The organism is Marinomonas spartinae (genome assembly GCF_900089775.1).
GTDB classification, from domain to species: Bacteria; Pseudomonadota; Gammaproteobacteria; order Pseudomonadales; family Marinomonadaceae; genus Marinomonas; species Marinomonas spartinae.
This window is the reverse complement of record NZ_FLOB01000006.1, coordinates 74,675-91,900: the sequence shown is the minus strand read 5'-3', so window position 1 is coordinate 91,900 and position 17,226 is coordinate 74,675. Positions and strand designations below refer to the sequence as shown.

The 17,226-nt window shown below is 46.1% G+C and carries 13 protein-coding genes and 1 pseudogene; 9 read left to right on the top strand and 5 right to left on the bottom strand.

Going from position 1 to position 17,226, the window contains the following annotated elements:
* Positions 1-209 precede the first annotated feature (209 nt).
* The 8 genes from MSP8886_RS13505 to MSP8886_RS13470 all read left to right on the top strand — a co-directional run bounded on the left by MSP8886_RS13505 (position 210) and on the right by MSP8886_RS13470 (position 8,850).
* The gene (locus MSP8886_RS13505) at positions 210-1,661 is read left to right on the top strand and encodes a cytochrome ubiquinol oxidase subunit I (protein ID WP_067017296.1); all 1,452 of its coding nucleotides are present in this window, start codon (positions 210-212) and stop codon (positions 1,659-1,661) included.
* Positions 1,662-1,682: 21 nt separating this feature from the next.
* Complete coding sequence (gene cydB, locus MSP8886_RS13500) at positions 1,683-2,735, top strand: cytochrome d ubiquinol oxidase subunit II (protein ID WP_067017294.1); 1,053 nt, start codon at positions 1,683-1,685, stop codon at positions 2,733-2,735.
* Positions 2,736-2,759: 24 nt separating this feature from the next.
* A complete protein-coding gene (locus MSP8886_RS13495; RefSeq protein ID WP_067017293.1) occupies positions 2,760-3,008 on the top strand; it encodes a hypothetical protein in 249 nt (82 codons plus the stop codon).
* Positions 3,009-3,250: 242 nt separating this feature from the next.
* Positions 3,251-3,919 carry a hypothetical protein gene (locus MSP8886_RS13490; RefSeq protein WP_067017292.1) on the top strand — a complete coding sequence of 223 codons (669 nt, stop codon included), beginning with the start codon at positions 3,251-3,253 and terminating at the stop codon, positions 3,917-3,919.
* An 11-nt stretch (positions 3,920-3,930) separates the two neighbouring features.
* Positions 3,931-4,701: a DUF3307 domain-containing protein gene (locus tag MSP8886_RS13485; protein WP_067017291.1), complete on the top strand. Its 771-nt coding sequence runs from the start codon at positions 3,931-3,933 to the stop codon at positions 4,699-4,701.
* A gap of 185 nt (positions 4,702-4,886) precedes the next feature.
* Positions 4,887-6,206 (top strand): xylose isomerase, encoded by a 1,320-nt coding sequence (xylA, locus tag MSP8886_RS13480; protein ID WP_067017290.1) that lies wholly within the window; start codon positions 4,887-4,889, stop codon positions 6,204-6,206.
* A gap of 80 nt (positions 6,207-6,286) precedes the next feature.
* Positions 6,287-7,795: an MFS transporter gene (locus MSP8886_RS13475; protein ID WP_067017288.1), complete on the top strand. Its 1,509-nt coding sequence runs from the start codon at positions 6,287-6,289 to the stop codon at positions 7,793-7,795.
* Positions 7,796-7,827: 32 nt separating this feature from the next.
* On the top strand, positions 7,828-8,850 hold the full coding sequence (locus MSP8886_RS13470; protein ID WP_067017283.1) for a glycoside hydrolase family 43 protein: 1,023 nt from the start codon (positions 7,828-7,830) through the stop codon (positions 8,848-8,850).
* Positions 8,851-8,929: 79 nt separating this feature from the next.
* On the opposite strand, the gene MSP8886_RS13465 is transcribed toward MSP8886_RS13470, so the two are convergent.
* From MSP8886_RS13465 to xylF, 5 genes are all read right to left on the bottom strand, one after another.
* Positions 8,930-10,108, bottom strand: coding sequence for a XylR family transcriptional regulator (locus tag MSP8886_RS13465; RefSeq protein WP_067017282.1), 1,179 nt, complete (start codon positions 10,106-10,108; stop codon positions 8,930-8,932).
* A gap of 63 nt (positions 10,109-10,171) precedes the next feature.
* Positions 10,172-11,623, bottom strand: coding sequence for a xylulokinase (xylB, locus tag MSP8886_RS13460; RefSeq protein WP_067017281.1), 1,452 nt, complete (start codon positions 11,621-11,623; stop codon positions 10,172-10,174).
* 34 nt (positions 11,624-11,657) lie between these two features.
* Positions 11,658-12,788: a sugar ABC transporter permease gene (locus tag MSP8886_RS13455; protein ID WP_067017279.1), complete on the bottom strand. Its 1,131-nt coding sequence runs from the start codon at positions 12,786-12,788 to the stop codon at positions 11,658-11,660.
* Between the two features lies 1 nt (position 12,789).
* A complete protein-coding gene (locus MSP8886_RS13450; RefSeq protein ID WP_067017273.1) occupies positions 12,790-14,325 on the bottom strand; it encodes a xylose ABC transporter ATP-binding protein in 1,536 nt (511 codons plus the stop codon).
* Between the two features lie 55 nt (positions 14,326-14,380).
* Entirely contained in the window at positions 14,381-15,379 is a 999-nt protein-coding gene (xylF, locus tag MSP8886_RS13445) for a D-xylose ABC transporter substrate-binding protein (protein ID WP_175365308.1), read from the bottom strand.
* Positions 15,380-15,626: 247 nt separating this feature from the next.
* Here xylF and MSP8886_RS13440 point away from each other — a divergent pair.
* Positions 15,627-16,684, top strand: a pseudogene (locus MSP8886_RS13440) (IS110 family RNA-guided transposase).
* Positions 16,685-17,226: the final 542 nt, after the last annotated feature.

Below are 17,226 nucleotides of genomic sequence, written 5' to 3'. Positions count from 1 at the left end.
CGATAAGCGCGTTTAAAAAGACAAGCCGCTTTTTGAACACTTAATAGAAAACTTTATGGATATATTATGAATTATAGTCATAAGGTTATAACTATAACGTATAATAAGTATATACAGATTAACATTTGCGATGGTGCCAACATGACCAATGCATCCCTATACACACTGCCTCAGGACAGTCTTTTAGCTTCCAACTTCTGGAGAAAAAAATGATAGATCCCTCACTCATGACAGACCTTGCAAGACTTGATTTTGCTTGGATTACGTCAATGCATATTATTTATCCGCCGTTGACCATTGGTTTGGCCGCCTTCCTATTCTTTAGTGAATGGCGCTGGCTTAAAACCAATGATGACGAATGGTATCGACTGACACGTTTTTTTGAAAAACTCTTCATCATTAACTTCGGTGCGGGCGTCGCCACAGGGATTACCATGGAGATGTCTTTTGGTATTCTCTTTGCCCCCTTTTCTCAAGCCGCAGGGCCGTTTTTTGGTAACATTCTTGGCTATGAAACCATTACTGCCTTTATGTACGAGGCAGGTTTCATCGGCCTGATGATTTTTGGTTGGGGCAAAATAGGCAAGAAGATGCACCTATTCGCTACTTTTAATGTGGCGTTTTCTTCTATGCTGTCTGCCATGTGGATTTTGGTGGCCAACTCTTGGATGCAAACTCCAACCGGTGTTCACCTTGAAAAAGGACTGTTTTTAGTCGATAACTGGACCCATGCCATTTTCAACCCCAATTTCTTAACCGCATTTCCTCATATGTTGATTGCTTGTTTTGAAATTGGACTCTTCTTTGTTGCGTCTATTTCGGCTTTGATGGTTTATAAAAATCGCCATGCCAAAATGTTTATGCGTACTTTGACGGCCTCTATTATGGCATTAGTGATTGTCGCGCCATTACAGGTTTACATGGGAGATACACTAGGTCGAACCGTAGCGAAATATGATCCTGCTGCCTTAGCCGCAATGGAAGGACATTGGCATACTTATAATGCGGATGGCAGCCCAAATACAAGCTGGAATGTCATTGCTTGGCCCAATGAGGAGAAAGGAACAAATGACTTCCAAATTGCTATTCCTCATGTTCTTAGCTTACTCGAAGACCATAAATGGGTCAGTACGGTGCCAGGCCTAGATCAATTTAAGAAAGCAGATCGCCCCCCTGTTGTGGTTCCATTTTACTCCTTCCGTATTATGGCGGCAGCCGGAGCGGCACTCATGTTAGTGGCTTTTTGGGCTCTCTTCTTACGCCTTCGAGGACAGTTCACCGCCGAAAAACTACAGCGTCATCCATGGTTTTTGCGTACTGTCATTTTTAGCTCCACGCTACCTTACATTGCCATTTGGACAGGATGGTGGACCCGTGAAGTCGCACGCCAGCCTTGGCTTATCAATGGATTGATGCGTACCTCCGAAGGGGTAAGTCAAATGAGCATTGGCGCAGAAATCGTTTGGTTTATTGGTTTTATGTTCTTTGATCTTCTTGTCTGGTTTGGGGCTTGGTACTTCTTCTCCAAATTGATCCGTAAAGGGCCTGATATGAATACTAAGGTTATCCATGGTGTCACACCAGAGCCCATGCACTTGGGCGATATGCCCAATGAAGAAGTGCCTGAAGGAAAACCTTTGTTTGAGCGTCCTACCCTCTAATCGATATAGAAGAGAATTCATATGCAACATGTTATGGACTTTACAAACGGCGACCATTGGATAACCCTCGTTTGGTGGTTTCTAATTGGCCTATTTGTCGTGATTTACATTATTCTTGATGGCTCCGATCTGGGAGCTGGCATCTATTCTTTATTCCATTCAGACAGTAAAGAAAAAGGTGAGATCATGGCCTCCATGGCCGGAACTTGGGATGCCAATGAAACTTGGCTCGTCATTGTTGGGGGCGCGCTTTTTGGCACCTTCCCTATGGTGTATGGTTCGGTATTCCACTATTTAATGATTCCACTGATGTTTGTGCTCTGGGGGATCATCATCCGAGCCGTGTCTTTGGAATTCCACCACTACTCAAAAACCAGTAGAAAGTACTGGGACTGGGGCTTTGGGATTGGCAGCCTGATGGTAGCATTTTTTGCTGGCGTTTCCTTAGGAGCATTCCTGCAAGGTTTCCCACTGACGAAAGGCGAAGTGCCCACATTTGGTGGTAGCTACTTGGAGTTCTTATCCCCATTTAGTCTTTGGACTGGTGTTACCGCGACGATTGCCGCCTCACTAGCAGGGGGCGTCTATATTCGCGCTCGCTTTGATCGAAACAGTGACACTTACCATAAAGCCTTGAAATGGACCAATGTTATGTTCTATTTAGCATTAGTGGCCATTCTTAGCACTGTCATCTGGACATTCGTTCAGTTTCCATGGGCTAGAAGTAAATGGGTTGGGCCTTATTGGTGGTTTTTCGTGCTGTCTGGTGCGGTGGTTCTTTTTGCCACTTGGTCAATGCGTCGTGCATCACACCAAAGACGAGATGTGGCGGCTATGATTTGGCTCGCTGTGATTGTCTTCATTAACTTTGCGATCATGATGATCACGCTTTTCCCTTGGTTTGTACCGAATACCATAACGATTTTCGATGCGGCTAATCCATCCAACTCAACGGGTGCGTTTACCTATTCGATGCTGTTCTTCATCCCCGTTATGCTTTCGTACAATTTCTATCAAGCTTGGGTCTTCCGTGCTCGTCTTGGCAAATTGGCAGGCTATGGTGACCACGACTAATGTAACTTTAGGGGGGCTATTCTAATGGCCTCCCTAACATTATCATCTCCTAGCATACAAGCGTTATGGCGATTACGCGCCATGGCGCTGTTCTTAATCGGACCCGCCGCAGGGATTGTTCTTGTGCAATGCATCTTCGGGCTACCCAAGATTCTGTGGTGGTCTGCTGGTGGCATGAGTCTGTTCATGTTCACTATTTTCTTTACCCTGTTTTTGAAAGAGCGTACTTTGATTGTCAATCAAACCAAAGACAAGCAAACGAAAGCCAACTAGCAAAAACAAAGCGTCACATAGGCGTTTCTAATAAAGAACTTATCAATCAATAATCCATAAGCGAATAACGTGGATGGATCAAATCAACACTTCCTCATCCAGCAAATAGTGACCAAGATTGATTTGGTCACTATTCTTTGACCAAACTAGCTTTGGTCAAAAGTTTATGCTTTGATAGTCTATCTGAAAAGCCATTAGATTAGGTTTTGCCATGTAAGAGGCTGTCGTAGGAGGAGAATTCGATGACATCACTCAACAGTATTGAAACAGCCAATGATGCTACCTATAACCTGAGTACAGGCGGTGTTGTCACGGGAGACATCGTCAATTCCAGCGCCCTATCAGATGCTGAGCATCAAGCGTGTTTGCAGCAAATTGAACAGACGATTACTGTTTTGCAGGAAACCTTCCATGCCCAAGGCGATGTGTTTCGCGGCGATGAGTTCCAAGTATTTGTCCCCAGCCCAAAAGAGGCCCTACGCTGCGCTGTGTTATTAAGGCTCACCCTGATGAAAACCGTTAAAGGTACGGATGCTCGTGTCTCTGTGGGCATTGGTGGCTATAAACAGATCGAAAGCGAACTGAGAAAAACCGCCAAGGGCGAAGCCTTTCAACTGTCTGGCAGAGCGTTAAAAAATATGAAAGAAGAGCGGCTCAAAATCTCTTTTCCCACAGCCCATAATATTAGCCCCAGCGATGAATTATTGGTGCGCTACTTAGACTCTATTCTCACTGGACTGAGTGAAAAACAGGCTGAAGTCTTGTTCCCTCGCCTCCTCTACCCCGACTTAACTCAAGATGCGTTGTCAGACAAAACAGGCATTCATCGACGTTCACTCGCCTCACGGTTGCAACGAGCGAATGCCACCTTGATACTAGACACCTTGGCGGTATTAGAAACTGGCTTATAAAGGGGATTGGGATGCTTCAGGTCGATGGTTTGTCTGTGTTGCTTATGTTGTTGCTCGGTCATGTGCTTGGCGATTTCTTTTTACAACCCGATTCTTGGGTGAAAGATAAAAACGTGCGCCAAGGCCGCTCGCGCTTTCTGTACTATCATGCCCTTGTTCATGGGGTCATTGTGTTGCTGATCTTGGCATGCGCGACCACTGCCAGCCTCTCGGCTTCATTCCTTATTGGTGTCATCGTTGCCCTCGCCCATGGCATAATCGATTACGCAAAAATCAAAATAGGTCGAGGTTTTCGCTGGTTCCTGCTTGACCAGTTTCTCCATATCGTCACCCTTGTGTTCGTATGGCTCTATCTATACGAGAACGCGTTTTCGCAACTTACCATGCTCGCGGATAAAGTCGATTACAACCACTTTTTCCTTATCACCTTGGCTTATGTGATGATGCTAAAACCTGCCTCTATTGTGGTCGGTGAGATTCTGTCTAAATGGTCAGCGGATTTAAACACCACCGGCGCCATCACTCATGACAAAAAAGCAGAATCCTTAACCAACGCAGGCCAATATTTAGGTTACATTGAGCGCGTGCTAGTCCTGACCTTTGTGTTAAACGGTCAATACACGGCGGTTGGATTCGTACTCGCGGCTAAGTCTATCTTTCGTATGGGGGATCTACGGGAAGCCCACGATAGGAAGTTTACCGAATACGTTATGCTAGGCTCACTATTTTCCATGAGCATCGCGTTATTTACTGGCTTTGTGATAGCCAAGCTATTGCCCTGAATGGTCGGTGACGGAGCCAATAGACGACATAATGCTTACCGTCAACGGTCAAGCCCGACCATTACTCCACCCTACTCAATACTGAAAATCAATAATCACTAGAGAAAATTTCGTAATTGAAGCCATCGCTCAAAAAAACAATGATGAAGATGAGATAAGAACAAAAAATTCATCAGGAGTTCAACATGAGCGAGATCTTCCAAAACATCCCTTTTGTACAATATGAGGGTACCGAGTCAGATAATCCTTTTGCTTTTAAACATTATGATGCCAAAAGGGTCATCATGGGCAAAAGCATGGCGGAACACCTAAGAATGGCAGCCTGTTACTGGCATAACTTCTGTTGGTCTGGGAGCGATGTGTTTGGTGCGAATACCTTTGACCGCCCTTGGAACAAGCCGTCTAATCCACTGGAGGCTGCCAAGCTAAAAGCGGATGCAGCCTTTGAGTTTTTTAGCAAACTGGGCATTGGCTACTACAGCTTCCACGATGTGGACGTTAGCCCAGAAGGATCATCCCTAAAAGAATACATTCGCAATTTTTCCGAGATGGTAGAAGTACTTCAAGCCAAACAAGAAACAACGGGCTTAAAGCTGTTGTGGGGCACTGCCAATGCCTTTTCTCATCCACGCTATATGTCTGGCGCGGCCTCTAACCCAAACCCAGACATTTTTACCTATGCCGCAACGCAAGTCTTTCATGCGATGAATGCGACTCATGCCCTTAAGGGTGAAAACTACGTGTTATGGGGTGGCCGCGAAGGCTACGAAACCCTGCTCAATACCGACCTAAAACGAGAGCGGGCACAGTTGGGACGCTTTATGCAAATGGTGGTCGAACATAAACACAAAATAGGCTTTGCTGGCTCCTTACTAATCGAACCCAAACCCGCTGAGCCAACCAAACACCAATACGATTACGATACCGCCACGGTTTATGGCTTCCTAAAAGAGTTTGGGCTTGAGAAAGAAATCAAAGTCAATATCGAGGCCAACCATGCCACCCTAGCGGGCCACAGCTTCCACCATGAAATCGCCACCGCTTGTTCTTTGGGGATTTTAGGCTCAGTGGATGCCAACCAAGGGGATGCGCAACTGGGCTGGGATACCGATCAATTCCCAACCAGCGTGGAAGAATACACCCTAGTCACTTATGAAATTCTCAAAGCGGGTGGCTTTAAAACCGGTGGCTATATGTTCGACACCAAACTGCGTCGCCAATCCACTGACCTTGAAGACATGTTCCACGCCCACATTGGTGCCATGGATACCCTCGCCTTGTCTCTGCAACGTGCGGTGAAGATGATCGAAGGGGAAACCCTGTCTAAGCTTGTTGAGCAACGCTACGCCAAGTGGAACGACACACTCGGCAGCGACATTCTCAGTGGCAAGCTCTCGCTACAAGATCTTGCCAACTACGCCGTTGAACATGATCTCGACCCTAAACCTGTCTCGGGCCGTCAGGAGATGCTAGAAAATATGGTCAATGGTTATATTTATCCTTAATTAGAAAGCGTCCAGCACGATTTGTGTGTTAAACATCGTGCTGGATATCTTTTAAATAATAAAAAAAGAAGACGACAACTATGACTCTTTCCGTAGCGCAACCAAAAGATACGATTCTTCCTACCTACTCTCATAAATTGTCTGTGATTGAGAAAGTGGGCTATAGCCTTGGCGATTTAGCGGCTAACTTGATTTTTCAGACATTATTAACCTTCTTGGCTTTTTTCTATACCGACGTTTATGGCATTTCGGCGGGAAAAGCCACGGCCATTATTGCCTTTGGCGGTCTGTTTGGTGCCTTTTTTACGCCCGTCATGGGAATCATTGCAGACCGTACACAAACTCGTTGGGGAAAGTTTCGGCCTTGGATTTTGTGGACATCCATCCCCTTTGGCGCGGTGGCGTTGTTAGCCTTCAGCACCCCCAATTTCGGAGACAATGGTAAAGTGATTTACGCGTTTGTCACCTATATTGCTCTCTTAATGATCTACGCCGCCAACAATTTACCTTACTCCGCATTGAGTGGCGTATTGACCAGCAGTATGACGGAGCGCAATAGCTTATCGTCTTACCGTTTTGTCGCCGTTATGGTGGCGCAATTTGTTATTCAGGTACTGCTGTTACCGTTAGTACTCATTCTAGGCGATGGTGACAAAGCCACAGGCTTTCACAATACCATGTTATTGTTTTCCATCGTCGGCACCATTTTCTTTTTGATTACCTTTGCGACCACCAAAGAACGCATTCTTCCCGTTAGTACGAAAAGAAATGCCATTTTGGTCGATGTTACCGATCTCTTTAAGAATATGCCTTGGGTGATTATGTTATTGGTCACCATATTGATTTTTATCACGCTTGCCTTAAAAGGTGGCATGTATATTTATTACTTTGAGAACTATCTTAACGAAGCTCAATTGGCTTTATTTTTACAGAACATTGGATTTAATGACCTTATTACCAATCTAAATCATGTACTCAATTCTCTTGGGTTATCGTCATTTAAGTGGCCTAAAGATGCTCCAACCTCTGCTTTCAGTGTGTTTAATGGGGTTGGCATTATCATGATGATCGTTGGTATTGGCTTTTCAAAAAAACTGGCGGACACCTTTGGTAAGCGTAATGTCTTCGGTAGCGCCCTGTTTCTTTCCACCTTATTTGTTTTAGTGTTCAAATTTCTCTCTGCAAATAGCATTGGCTTGGTCTTTCTATCCCAAATACTCCATGGCTTTTTCTATGGCATTACCATCCCGTTGCTTTGGGCGATGATTGCCGATGTTGCTGATTATTCTGAATGGAAAAACAACCGACGAGCAACCGCCATTATTTTTTCTGCCATGATTCTTGGCCTAAAAGTCGGCTTAACCATTGGCGGTTCTTTAGTGGCTGGGCTTTTAGCCCATTACGGCTACGATGCATCTCTTCATGTGCAAAATGCAGACACCATAGAAGGCATTAAAACCGCTGTCAGCCTGTTTGCCTCTCTGCCCTTCTTTCTTGCGGTTGGCTGCTTAGCTTTCTACGGCATAAATAAACAGGTAGAAAATCAAATCGAAGAAGATTTGAATGCTCGCCGTCGATCCGCTCAATAACGACTGTTTTGCTTTACCAACAAGGATGAATCATGTCTGAAGAACAACTTGCTCCAGAAATCGTTGAAGACTTAAAACAACGGGCGCTATCACAGCCCCTCGTTGAACACATCTACACGGCGGACCCATCCGCTCATGTGTTTGACGGAAAAATCTATATCTACCCTTCCCATGATATTGAGGCAGGCATTCCATTTAATGACAATGGCGATCATTTTGGTATGACGGACTATCACGTTATTTCATTAGACTCGCCACAAAGCCCAGCCGTAGACAATGGTGTTGCTTTGGATATAAAAGACGTACCATGGGCCAGCCGACAAATGTGGGCCCCCGATGCAGCCCACAAAAATGGCCAGTATTACCTCTACTTTCCTGCCAAACGTGATAACGGCCTTTTTCAAATTGGTGTGGCCATCAGTCATTCACCAAAAGGCCCATTCAAAGCGGAACCAGAAGCGATTCCAGGCAGTTATTCGATTGATCCGGCGGTATTTGAGGACGATGACGGCCAATACTATATGTACTATGGCGGGATTTGGGGAGGACAATTACAGCACTACAGAAACAACCAATATAGTGTGGAGTATGATGAGCCGACGGATAATAGTCCGGCTCTGTGCCCAATTGTAGCCCGTCTAGACAGCGACATGACTTCCTTTGCGGAGACACCACGTCATCTACAAATACTGGATGAAGACGGTGAACCATTACTCGCGCAGGACCATGATCGTCGTTTCTTTGAAGCCTCTTGGATGCACAAACATAACGGCAAATATTATTTCTCTTATTCTACGGGGAATACCCATTACATCTGCTATTCCATTGGAGACAACCCGTATGGTCCCTTTACCTACGCAGGTAGAATTTTAAACCCCGTGATTGGCTGGACGACTCACCATTCCATCTGTGAATACCACGGACAATGGTATCTTTTTTACCATGACTCCGTGCTGTCAAAAGGCATTACCCACTTGCGCTCCATTAAAATGGCCCCTTTAACTCACAATGACGATGGTAGCATTGAGACCATTACACCTTACCGCTCAGAATAATCTCTGACTCCGCTTTCTTTATAGCCAAAGGGTTATAGGGTTATAGAGAAAGCGGATCGAATGCCACTTAATGTCGCTTTTACTCCTTGGCAAGCCGCGACGACACGCGATATTCCCCTGGTGTCATGCCAAGGTTTTTCCTGGTCACGGTGTACATGTATTGCACAGAAGGATAACCACAGGTGCGGGCGATTTCATCAAAGGGCAAATCGGTGGAAGTGATAAGTTCACAGGCGCGGTAAAACTTGGTCATGTGCAGCTGTTCATGCATAGAACAACCTATTTCTTCGGTAAAGCGGGTTTCTAGGTTGGTACGGGAGATGCCCACAAAGTCGACGACTTGTGCAACTTTCACCCCTCGACAAGCATTATGACGAATAAAATGCATCGCTTGCATGACATAAGGGTCTTTTAACGCGCGAAAATCCGACGACTGACGATCTTCTATGCCCACAGGGCTGACCACCACGAGCGCCTTTTCAGCGGCGTATCCTTGCAGATTTCGATGCAGTATTTTGGCAGCCTCGTAGCCCATTTTCTTACAACCCTGCTGCACCGATGACAAAGCCGTACGGTTTAAATATCTGGCCATGTTTTCGTTGTCTATGCCGACCACCGCCACTTCTTCAGGTACAAGAATATTCAGGTGATCACAGGCTTGTAATAGATGACGGGCACGGGAATCCGTAACAGCAATGATGCCAATGGGTTTTGGCAAGCTCATCAACCAGCCTTCTAAATCCTGCTGGGCGCTTTGCCAACACTCCGCCGAGGTACAAAGCCCCTGATACACATAAGGCTCAAAGCCATCCGCACTGACTTGCTCAACAAAGGCATATTCCCGCTCATTGGACCAACGGGTAAACGGGGTACTCGGTACGCCGTAAAAAGCAAACTGAGGCAAACCTTTGCGTTTTAAGTGGTCATAAGCCAGCTTGACCAAGGCTCCATTATCAGTCGCCACATAAGGAAAACGAGGATAGTCTTCTTTGTGGTGGTAGGAGCCACCCACGGCGACCGTCGGAATTGTTGTGTCCTTAAGGAGTTCTTCCACTTCTGGATTATCAAAATCAGCAATAATTCCGTCTCCTTGCCAGTTTTTAAGCCCATCTAAGCGATAACGAAAATCGTCTTCAAAGTACACGTCCCAATCACATTGAGCCGCTTGCAAATATTCGCCAATCCCTTCGATTACTTGTCGGTCGTATACCTTATTGGCATTGAACACCAAGTTAAGTCGATAACGTTTTTCAAACATATTCCATCTCTTATTTTTATTAACGTCGGTGATAGATAGTTGAATTTCTCAGCTAAAGCAAACTTATAAGAGTCCTTTTACTCCTTGATATAAGGACTGAAAACGAGCCCGTTTTTCCTCGTATTGATCCAGCATATGAACACGAGGTTCATAACGTTTTATCAATTCCGGCTGAAAGCAAACCTCATGAACAGACGCTAAGCCTTGCACGCCAAGGGCCGCTAAACGGGCCGCTCCTAAAGACGGGCCAACGTCGCCCCCTTGTCGGTAATCCATGGGCACAGCCAATATATCCGCCAGCAGTTGCAACCAATAGGCACTTTTTGCCCCACCACCAATCACATCAATACTGTCCCCAATACTTTGTACCGAGTGCACGGCATCCAGACCATCCAGCAAGGCAAAAGTCACGCCTTCTAATACGGCATTGACCAGATCCAGTGCTTCAGTTTCGTGAGTCATCCCCCAAAACACGCCTTTGGCATTAGGGTCATTATGGGGCGTTCGCTCGCCACTCAAATAAGGTAAAAACGTCACTGGGCGAAAAGCCCCTTGATGCGCTTCTAGGGCTTGAAATGCCGCAGGCACACTCGTAAAACCTGTGAGTTTTGCGACCCAGTCCATACAGCTGGCAGCACTTAAAATCACCGACATAGTATGCCATGTATTGGGTAACGCATGCCCAAAGCTGTGCAGCGCCATCGCAGGGTTCGCCGTAAAACCATCACTCACAGAGAAGATCACCCCGGAAGTACCCAGAGACAACATGGTTTGTCCCTCTGACACCACGCCCATGCCCACCGCGCCGGCGGCATTGTCACCTCCTCCAGCGACCACGGGCACCTCGGGTAAAGACCAACGCTGGGCCAAGGTTTTATCTAACTCTCCGGTGATCTCTGGGCCTTCAAATACTCTTGGCATCTGCTCTACCGTAAGACCCGTTGCCGCCAGCATGCGCTCACTCCACATTCTCTGTTCCATGTCTAGCCAGAGGGTGCCTGAGGCATCCGACACATCTGTAGCAAATTCCCCTGTCATGCGCAGGCGCAAATAATCTTTGGGTAATAATACCTTCGCGGTTTGTTGGTAAATCTCCGGCTCATGCTGTTTAACCCAAAGCAATTTCGGTGCAGTAAAGCCCGGCATGACTAGATTGCCAGTAATCGCCTGAACATCAGGGCATTGCTGCTGTAATCGTTGGCAAGCTTCAAAAGAGCGTCCATCGTTCCATAAAATGGCAGGTCTTAGCACCTTATTGTCTTTATCTAATAAAGTGGCCCCATGCATTTGTCCCGACAAACCAATGGATTGAACGTACTGCAAGTTATGTTCAGCCGCTAGGGCGAGCATGGCGTTATCGGTGGCCTGCCACCAGGATTCTGGATCTTGCTCAGACCATAAATCATGGGGCCTTGAAACACTTAATGGTGATGAGTAACTGGCGGCAACATGCCCTGATTCTGTCAATAAAATCACTTTAACAGCGGAGGTACCAAGGTCGATTCCTAAATACATAAGCGTGCTCTCTTCTCAAATAGTAAAACGTGGCTTAGTGGGCTTTTTTGGTTTTTACATCCAGCCAAACAGCCAATAATAAAATCGCCCCTTTCACGATCAGCTGCCAAAAAGTGGGCACATCCAGCATACTCATGCCGTTATCCAAGCTCGACATAATAAGCGCCCCCATAATGGCACCGAAGACGGTACCAATACCGCCAGCCAAACTGGTTCCACCAATAACACACGCGGCGATGGCATCTAGCTCTGCCATGTTTCCCGCCGCTGGCGAGCCTGCCCCTAAGCGAGAGGTTAAAATTAAGGCGGCCACCGCCACCATGATGCCGTTCAGCCCAAACACTAACATTTTAGTGCGCTCGACGTTCACGCCAGACATGCGTGTCGCTTCGATATTCCCGCCAATGGCATAGACTCGACGACCGAAAGCCGTACGTTTGGCTACATAGGTCAGGATTATGATCAGACCACCCATAAGCAAAATAGGGGTTGGAATGCCTCGGTAATGGTCCAAAATAAAAACTAAAGCCAGTAACGCCACCACCATGGCAATGGCTTTGCTGTATTCAAACTTAGCGGATTGATTGCGAACACCGTGCTGTTGTTTAGCCTTACGGCGCGAATATACCCTTGCTAATAACCCCAAACATAATAGGCTGACCACGCTGATGCCCCAGCTAAATGGTATATAACTTTGACCAATCACAGACATGGCGCTGGACGTCGGTGCCACTGTCACGCCATCGGTAAAACCAACTAGGACACCACGAAAAGCCAGCATGCCTGCCAAGGTCACAATAAACGATGGCACTCGTTGATAGGCAACCCACCAGCCGTTAAATAGCCCCAGAAGCAAACCGATTCCTAAGGTCAAAAAAATGGTGAGCGCAATGGGAAAGTGAAACCAAACATCGAAAATCGCGGCAATACCGCCCAGCAAGCCCATCATGGAACCGACGGATAAATCAATTTCCGCGCTGACAATAACAAACACCATACCAATCGCGAGCACACCAACAATGGCCGTTTGACGCAGTAAATTGGAAATATTACGAGGAGAAATAAAAGACCCATCGGTCATGATGGTGAAAAATACCACAATAAACAAAATCGCCGCCACCATGGCGAACAGCTGTAGCTGGTTGGTTTTTATTTTTATAAACATCCTAAGCACCTTCTTTGATAGCACAGTTCATAATGATTTCTTGAGTTAACCCTTGGTGATCAAATTCCCCTTTTAATTTCCCTTCGTGCATGACCAACACGCGATCACTAATACCAATCACTTCCGGTAACTCAGACGACACCATGATGATGGACATGCCCTCTTTCACCAGTGAATACATCAGCTTGTAGATTTCGTATTTCGCCCCCACGTCGATGCCACGAGTTGGCTCGTCTAAAATCAGAATCTTGGGGTGGGTTAACAGGCATTTGGCAATGATGGCTTTTTGCTGATTGCCACCACTGAGGTGTTTGATGGCCAGTTCAGGAGACGCGGTTTTAACCTTTAAGCGAGCAATGTACTCTTCTATGTCTTGATATTCTTTGTCTTCATCTACGCCCCCAAACACAGAGCTGAAATGATTCGTCTTGTAGTTATCCAGTACGGACAAGGTTATATTGCGTCCAACGCTCATAATCGGGACGATGCCGTGACGCTTGCGATCTTCTGGCACCATGGCAATGCCCGCTGCCAATGCACTACGCTGGGTACGAATCTGTTTAGATTGTCCGTCTAACTCAACGGTGGCTTGGTACTGACCGTCGTAACAACCATACAAGCATTGCATTAACTCGGTTCGACCGGAACCAATCAAGCCCGCAATGCCCAGAATTTCCCCACGATGTAGATCAAAACTGACGTTATCAACTTGAGGTCGCGAGGCGCCGGCTTGTATCGCGGTGGCGTTATTAACTCGCAATACCACCTCACCTATTTCATGATCCTCACGCGGAAACAGCTCCTCTAGCTGACGTCCCACCATCATTGCAATGATGTCGTGTTGCGTTAACTCAGCAGCCACCTTAGTGGCAATGTGGTCACCATCGCGAATTACCGCCACCCAATCAGACAACGCCAGCACCTCATCCAATTTATGAGAAATGTAAATGCAGGCAATTCCTTGATCTCTCAGTTCGCTAACAATATCGAGCAAAATGCGAATGTCAGCACTGGTCAAAGAGGACGTCGGTTCATCCAAAATCAACAACTTGACGTTTTTATTCAGTGCCTTGGCTATTTCGACTAACTGCTGTTGGCCCACACCTAGCTCACGCACCAGCATATCGGGTTGTATATTTAACTTTACTCGCCCTAATAGTTCACTGGCTCGATGATGCATGGCCTCGTCGTTCAAGCGGGCAAACGAACCGATTTCATTGCCTAAAAAAATATTGTCCATTACGGAGAGTTCTTGAACGAGTGCAAGTTCCTGATGAATGATCACAATGCCTAGAGCTTCGGTATCTCGAATACCGCTTGCCTGGATAAGCTCACCCTGAAAATAGATCTCGCCTTCATAGGAACCATAGGGCCAGACACCGCTTAAGACTTTCATTAAGGTCGACTTACCTGAACCATTTTCACCACAAACCGACAATACCTCGCCTTCTCCAAGGGTTATGCTGACACCGTTTAATGCCCGCACACCGGAAAAACTCTTCACTATATCGCGCATATCCAAAAGGGGTTGTTTCATATCGACACTCTCTTGAAAACAAAGGCGCTCAGGTGAGCGCCTTATCATCAATAAATTAAGGGTTGTAAACGTCTTTATGAGAATGGAAACCGTCAGCAATAACGGTACTGTCGATGTTGCTCTTATCCACTGCGATAGGGGTTAGCAAGACGGAGGGAACGTTCATTTTGCCGTTATTCACTGTGCCAGTGGTGTTGATTTTTTCACCTTTTGCCAGCTTCACCGCCAACTCGGCACTGATGGTCGCTTCTTTTTTAATGGGCTTATAAACCGTCATAGTTTGCGTGCCAGCAACAATACGACGCACTGCAGCTAAATCGGCATCTTGACCGGAAATCGCCACTTTGCCCGCCAACCCTTGCGCATCAAGCGCTTGAATCGCACCGCCCGCCGTTGAGTCATTAGAAGCCACCACCGCATCAATCTTGTTATTATTGGCCGTTAACGCATTTTCCATGATATTCATTGCCGCTTGCGCCGACCATCCGGTTGCCCATTGGTCACCAACAATCTTGATATTGCCATCATCGATAGACGGTTGAAGTACCTTCATTTGCCCTTCACGGAACATTTTGGCGTTATTATCGGTTGGGGAGCCGCCCAGTAAGAAATAGTTGCCTTTAGGGACACGTTTCAACAAAGCTTGTGCTTGCATTTCTCCCACACGAACGTTATTGAAAGACACATACAGGTCAACGTGAGCAAACTTAATCAATCGGTCATAGGCTAGCACTTTGATACCGGCTTCTTTGGCTTCAGAAAGGACACTGCCCAATACTTCGCCATTTTGAGGTACGATCACTAGGACATCCACGCCCCGAGAAATCATGTTTTCGATTTGTGAGATCTGGGTAGTGGCACTGCCATTGGCGGATTGGGTATATACCTTAGCTCCTAAGGATTCCGCTTCTTTGGTAAAAAAGTCACGGTCTTTTTGCCAGCGCTCAAGACGCAAGTCAGACATCAGCAAACCGATCTTTTCACCTGCTGCCATAACTGGCACAGAAGCAAGTAGGCAACTGGCAATCAAACTCATTGAAAGGATCTTTTTCATCGTCTTCATTCCTTTTATTTTTATTCATTGAAGGATCTCTAAAAGAGAGTAAGCAGACTGTAAATTGATGCTTTCTTGAGAAGTATTATCTTTTTTTGTTTTGGTTTAGCGTTTTTACAAAAAAGCCCTTTGAGAGGATTTTCAAAGGGCTTAAGGAAATGGAATGGACTCCCCCACCATCGGCATCTATGTGCCAAGATTAGTTGTTGAGACCACTAATCTAAAGGGAGCGCCCACATGACTATTTATGCGAGTTGGTTTAGATTTAGCAAAAAATATTTTTGAACTTTGCGCGATTGATGAACATGAGCACGTTGTACAACGTAAGACCTTAAAGCGAAATAAGATTTTATCGTATTTTTGTCAGTTACCTCCTTGTGTCATTGGCATGGAAAGCTGTGACGGTACGCATTATTGGGGAAGATAACTCAGAAAATTAGGACATGAGGTGCGCATGATGGCACCTCAATTTGTTGCTCCTTATCGTAAAAATGAAAAAAATGATCGCAATGATGCTGAAGCGATTTGTGAAACGGCTGGACGACCAAATATGAGGTTCATCCCCATAAAGGATGAGGAGCAACAGGCGATACTGACTATTCATCGGGCACGAACCTTGTTGGTTGGAGAAAGAACCGCTTTAGTGAATCAGATTCGAGGTTTTCTGACCGAATTTGGCGTTGTGTTACCACAAGGGCGTAACCAAATTCGAGCACAGCTTCCTGCTTTATTAGATGAAGGAGAACTGGCATTGCCTCACCTTCTCCGCTCGGTTCTTGCTGACCAGTATCAGCGTTTGTGTGAACTTGATCATGTGATAGAAGGCTATGACCATCAGATTGAATCGCTTGCTCGAACGGATGAAAGAGCCAAGCGACTGATGAAAGTCGAAGGGATGAAAGAGCCAAGCGACTGATGAAAGTCGAAGGGATTGGGCCATTAACCGCAACCGCGTTGATTGCAACTGTGGGAGATATTAGAGAATTTAAAAACGGTCGACAATTTTCAGCTTGGTTGGGGTTGGTTCCACGACAACGATCCTCGGGCGGAAAAACAAGGTATGGTCGAATAACGAAACGTGGTGATGTCTATTTAAGAACCTTATTGGTTCATGGTGCACGAGCGGTAATGCGATTTATAGACAATAACCATGACCGTAAAAGTAAATGGGTAAAAGCCATTAAAGAACGACGAGGTTTTAATAAAGCGGCGGTCGCGTTGGCCGCAAAACATGCTCGTATTTTATGGGCAATTCTCTCAAAAGGGAGTGATTATAGAGTTTATCCCGTAAACGGGGGGGAGTGATGAAACAGCAAAAAGGAAAGTGTTACCAAGAGCGATGATGCATCGTTAAGAGTTTGCAAAGAGAGTGGTAGGATGGCAAAACGGGTTGAATCGACGTCAGCAGAACCTGAATTCGCAATGGGCCTTAACTTAAAAGGTCGATAAGGAAATGAGGAGCTGGCGAGCGGATCTCCATTAGGGCCCAAGCTAAAAACAGCTTTAACGATGAGGCCGAATACAAGCGAGCAGTCAAACCTCAATGCCATAACACCAAACTCTTACAAAACCGGGGGAGTCCATACAAGGTACGAACAAGTCCTCTGGTCTCGGCAATTGCTCCTGCATTGCCCTAATTACCTACACCCATGCAGGGATACGGGGCTTTCAGAGATTACAATTAAAAGAACAGGTCACTCTGCGTTGCGACGCTTTGAAAGGTACCTACATTCCTTCAGCATCGCGCCTTAATTGACGATTTCTCTGAAAGCCTGAGTATTAGACGACTTATTCGCATCTTCCCTGGCGAAATCTTAATCCCTAGAATTATGTAAAATATATTATTT

Bases quoted from the DNA above. Each gene is read 5' to 3' on its own strand.
- MSP8886_RS13465 (WP_067017282.1), bottom strand. From the start codon at position 10,108: ATGTTTGAAAAACGTTATCGACTTAACTTGGTGTTCAATGCCAATAAG.
- MSP8886_RS13470 (WP_067017283.1), top strand. From the start codon at position 7,828: ATGTCTGAAGAACAACTTGCTCCAGAAATCGTTGAAGACTTAAAACAA.
- MSP8886_RS13490 (WP_067017292.1), top strand. From the start codon at position 3,251: ATGACATCACTCAACAGTATTGAAACAGCCAATGATGCTACCTATAAC.
- cydB (WP_067017294.1), top strand. From the start codon at position 1,683: ATGCAACATGTTATGGACTTTACAAACGGCGACCATTGGATAACCCTC.
- xylB (WP_067017281.1), bottom strand. From the start codon at position 11,623: ATGTATTTAGGAATCGACCTTGGTACCTCCGCTGTTAAAGTGATTTTA.
- xylF (WP_175365308.1), bottom strand. From the start codon at position 15,379: ATGAAAAAGATCCTTTCAATGAGTTTGATTGCCAGTTGCCTACTTGCT.
- MSP8886_RS13450 (WP_067017273.1), bottom strand. From the start codon at position 14,325: ATGAAACAACCCCTTTTGGATATGCGCGATATAGTGAAGAGTTTTTCC.
- MSP8886_RS13495 (WP_067017293.1), top strand. From the start codon at position 2,760: ATGGCCTCCCTAACATTATCATCTCCTAGCATACAAGCGTTATGGCGA.
- MSP8886_RS13485 (WP_067017291.1), top strand. From the start codon at position 3,931: ATGCTTCAGGTCGATGGTTTGTCTGTGTTGCTTATGTTGTTGCTCGGT.
- MSP8886_RS13505 (WP_067017296.1), top strand. From the start codon at position 210: ATGATAGATCCCTCACTCATGACAGACCTTGCAAGACTTGATTTTGCT.
- xylA (WP_067017290.1), top strand. From the start codon at position 4,887: ATGAGCGAGATCTTCCAAAACATCCCTTTTGTACAATATGAGGGTACC.
- MSP8886_RS13455 (WP_067017279.1), bottom strand. From the start codon at position 12,788: ATGTTTATAAAAATAAAAACCAACCAGCTACAGCTGTTCGCCATGGTG.
- MSP8886_RS13475 (WP_067017288.1), top strand. From the start codon at position 6,287: ATGACTCTTTCCGTAGCGCAACCAAAAGATACGATTCTTCCTACCTAC.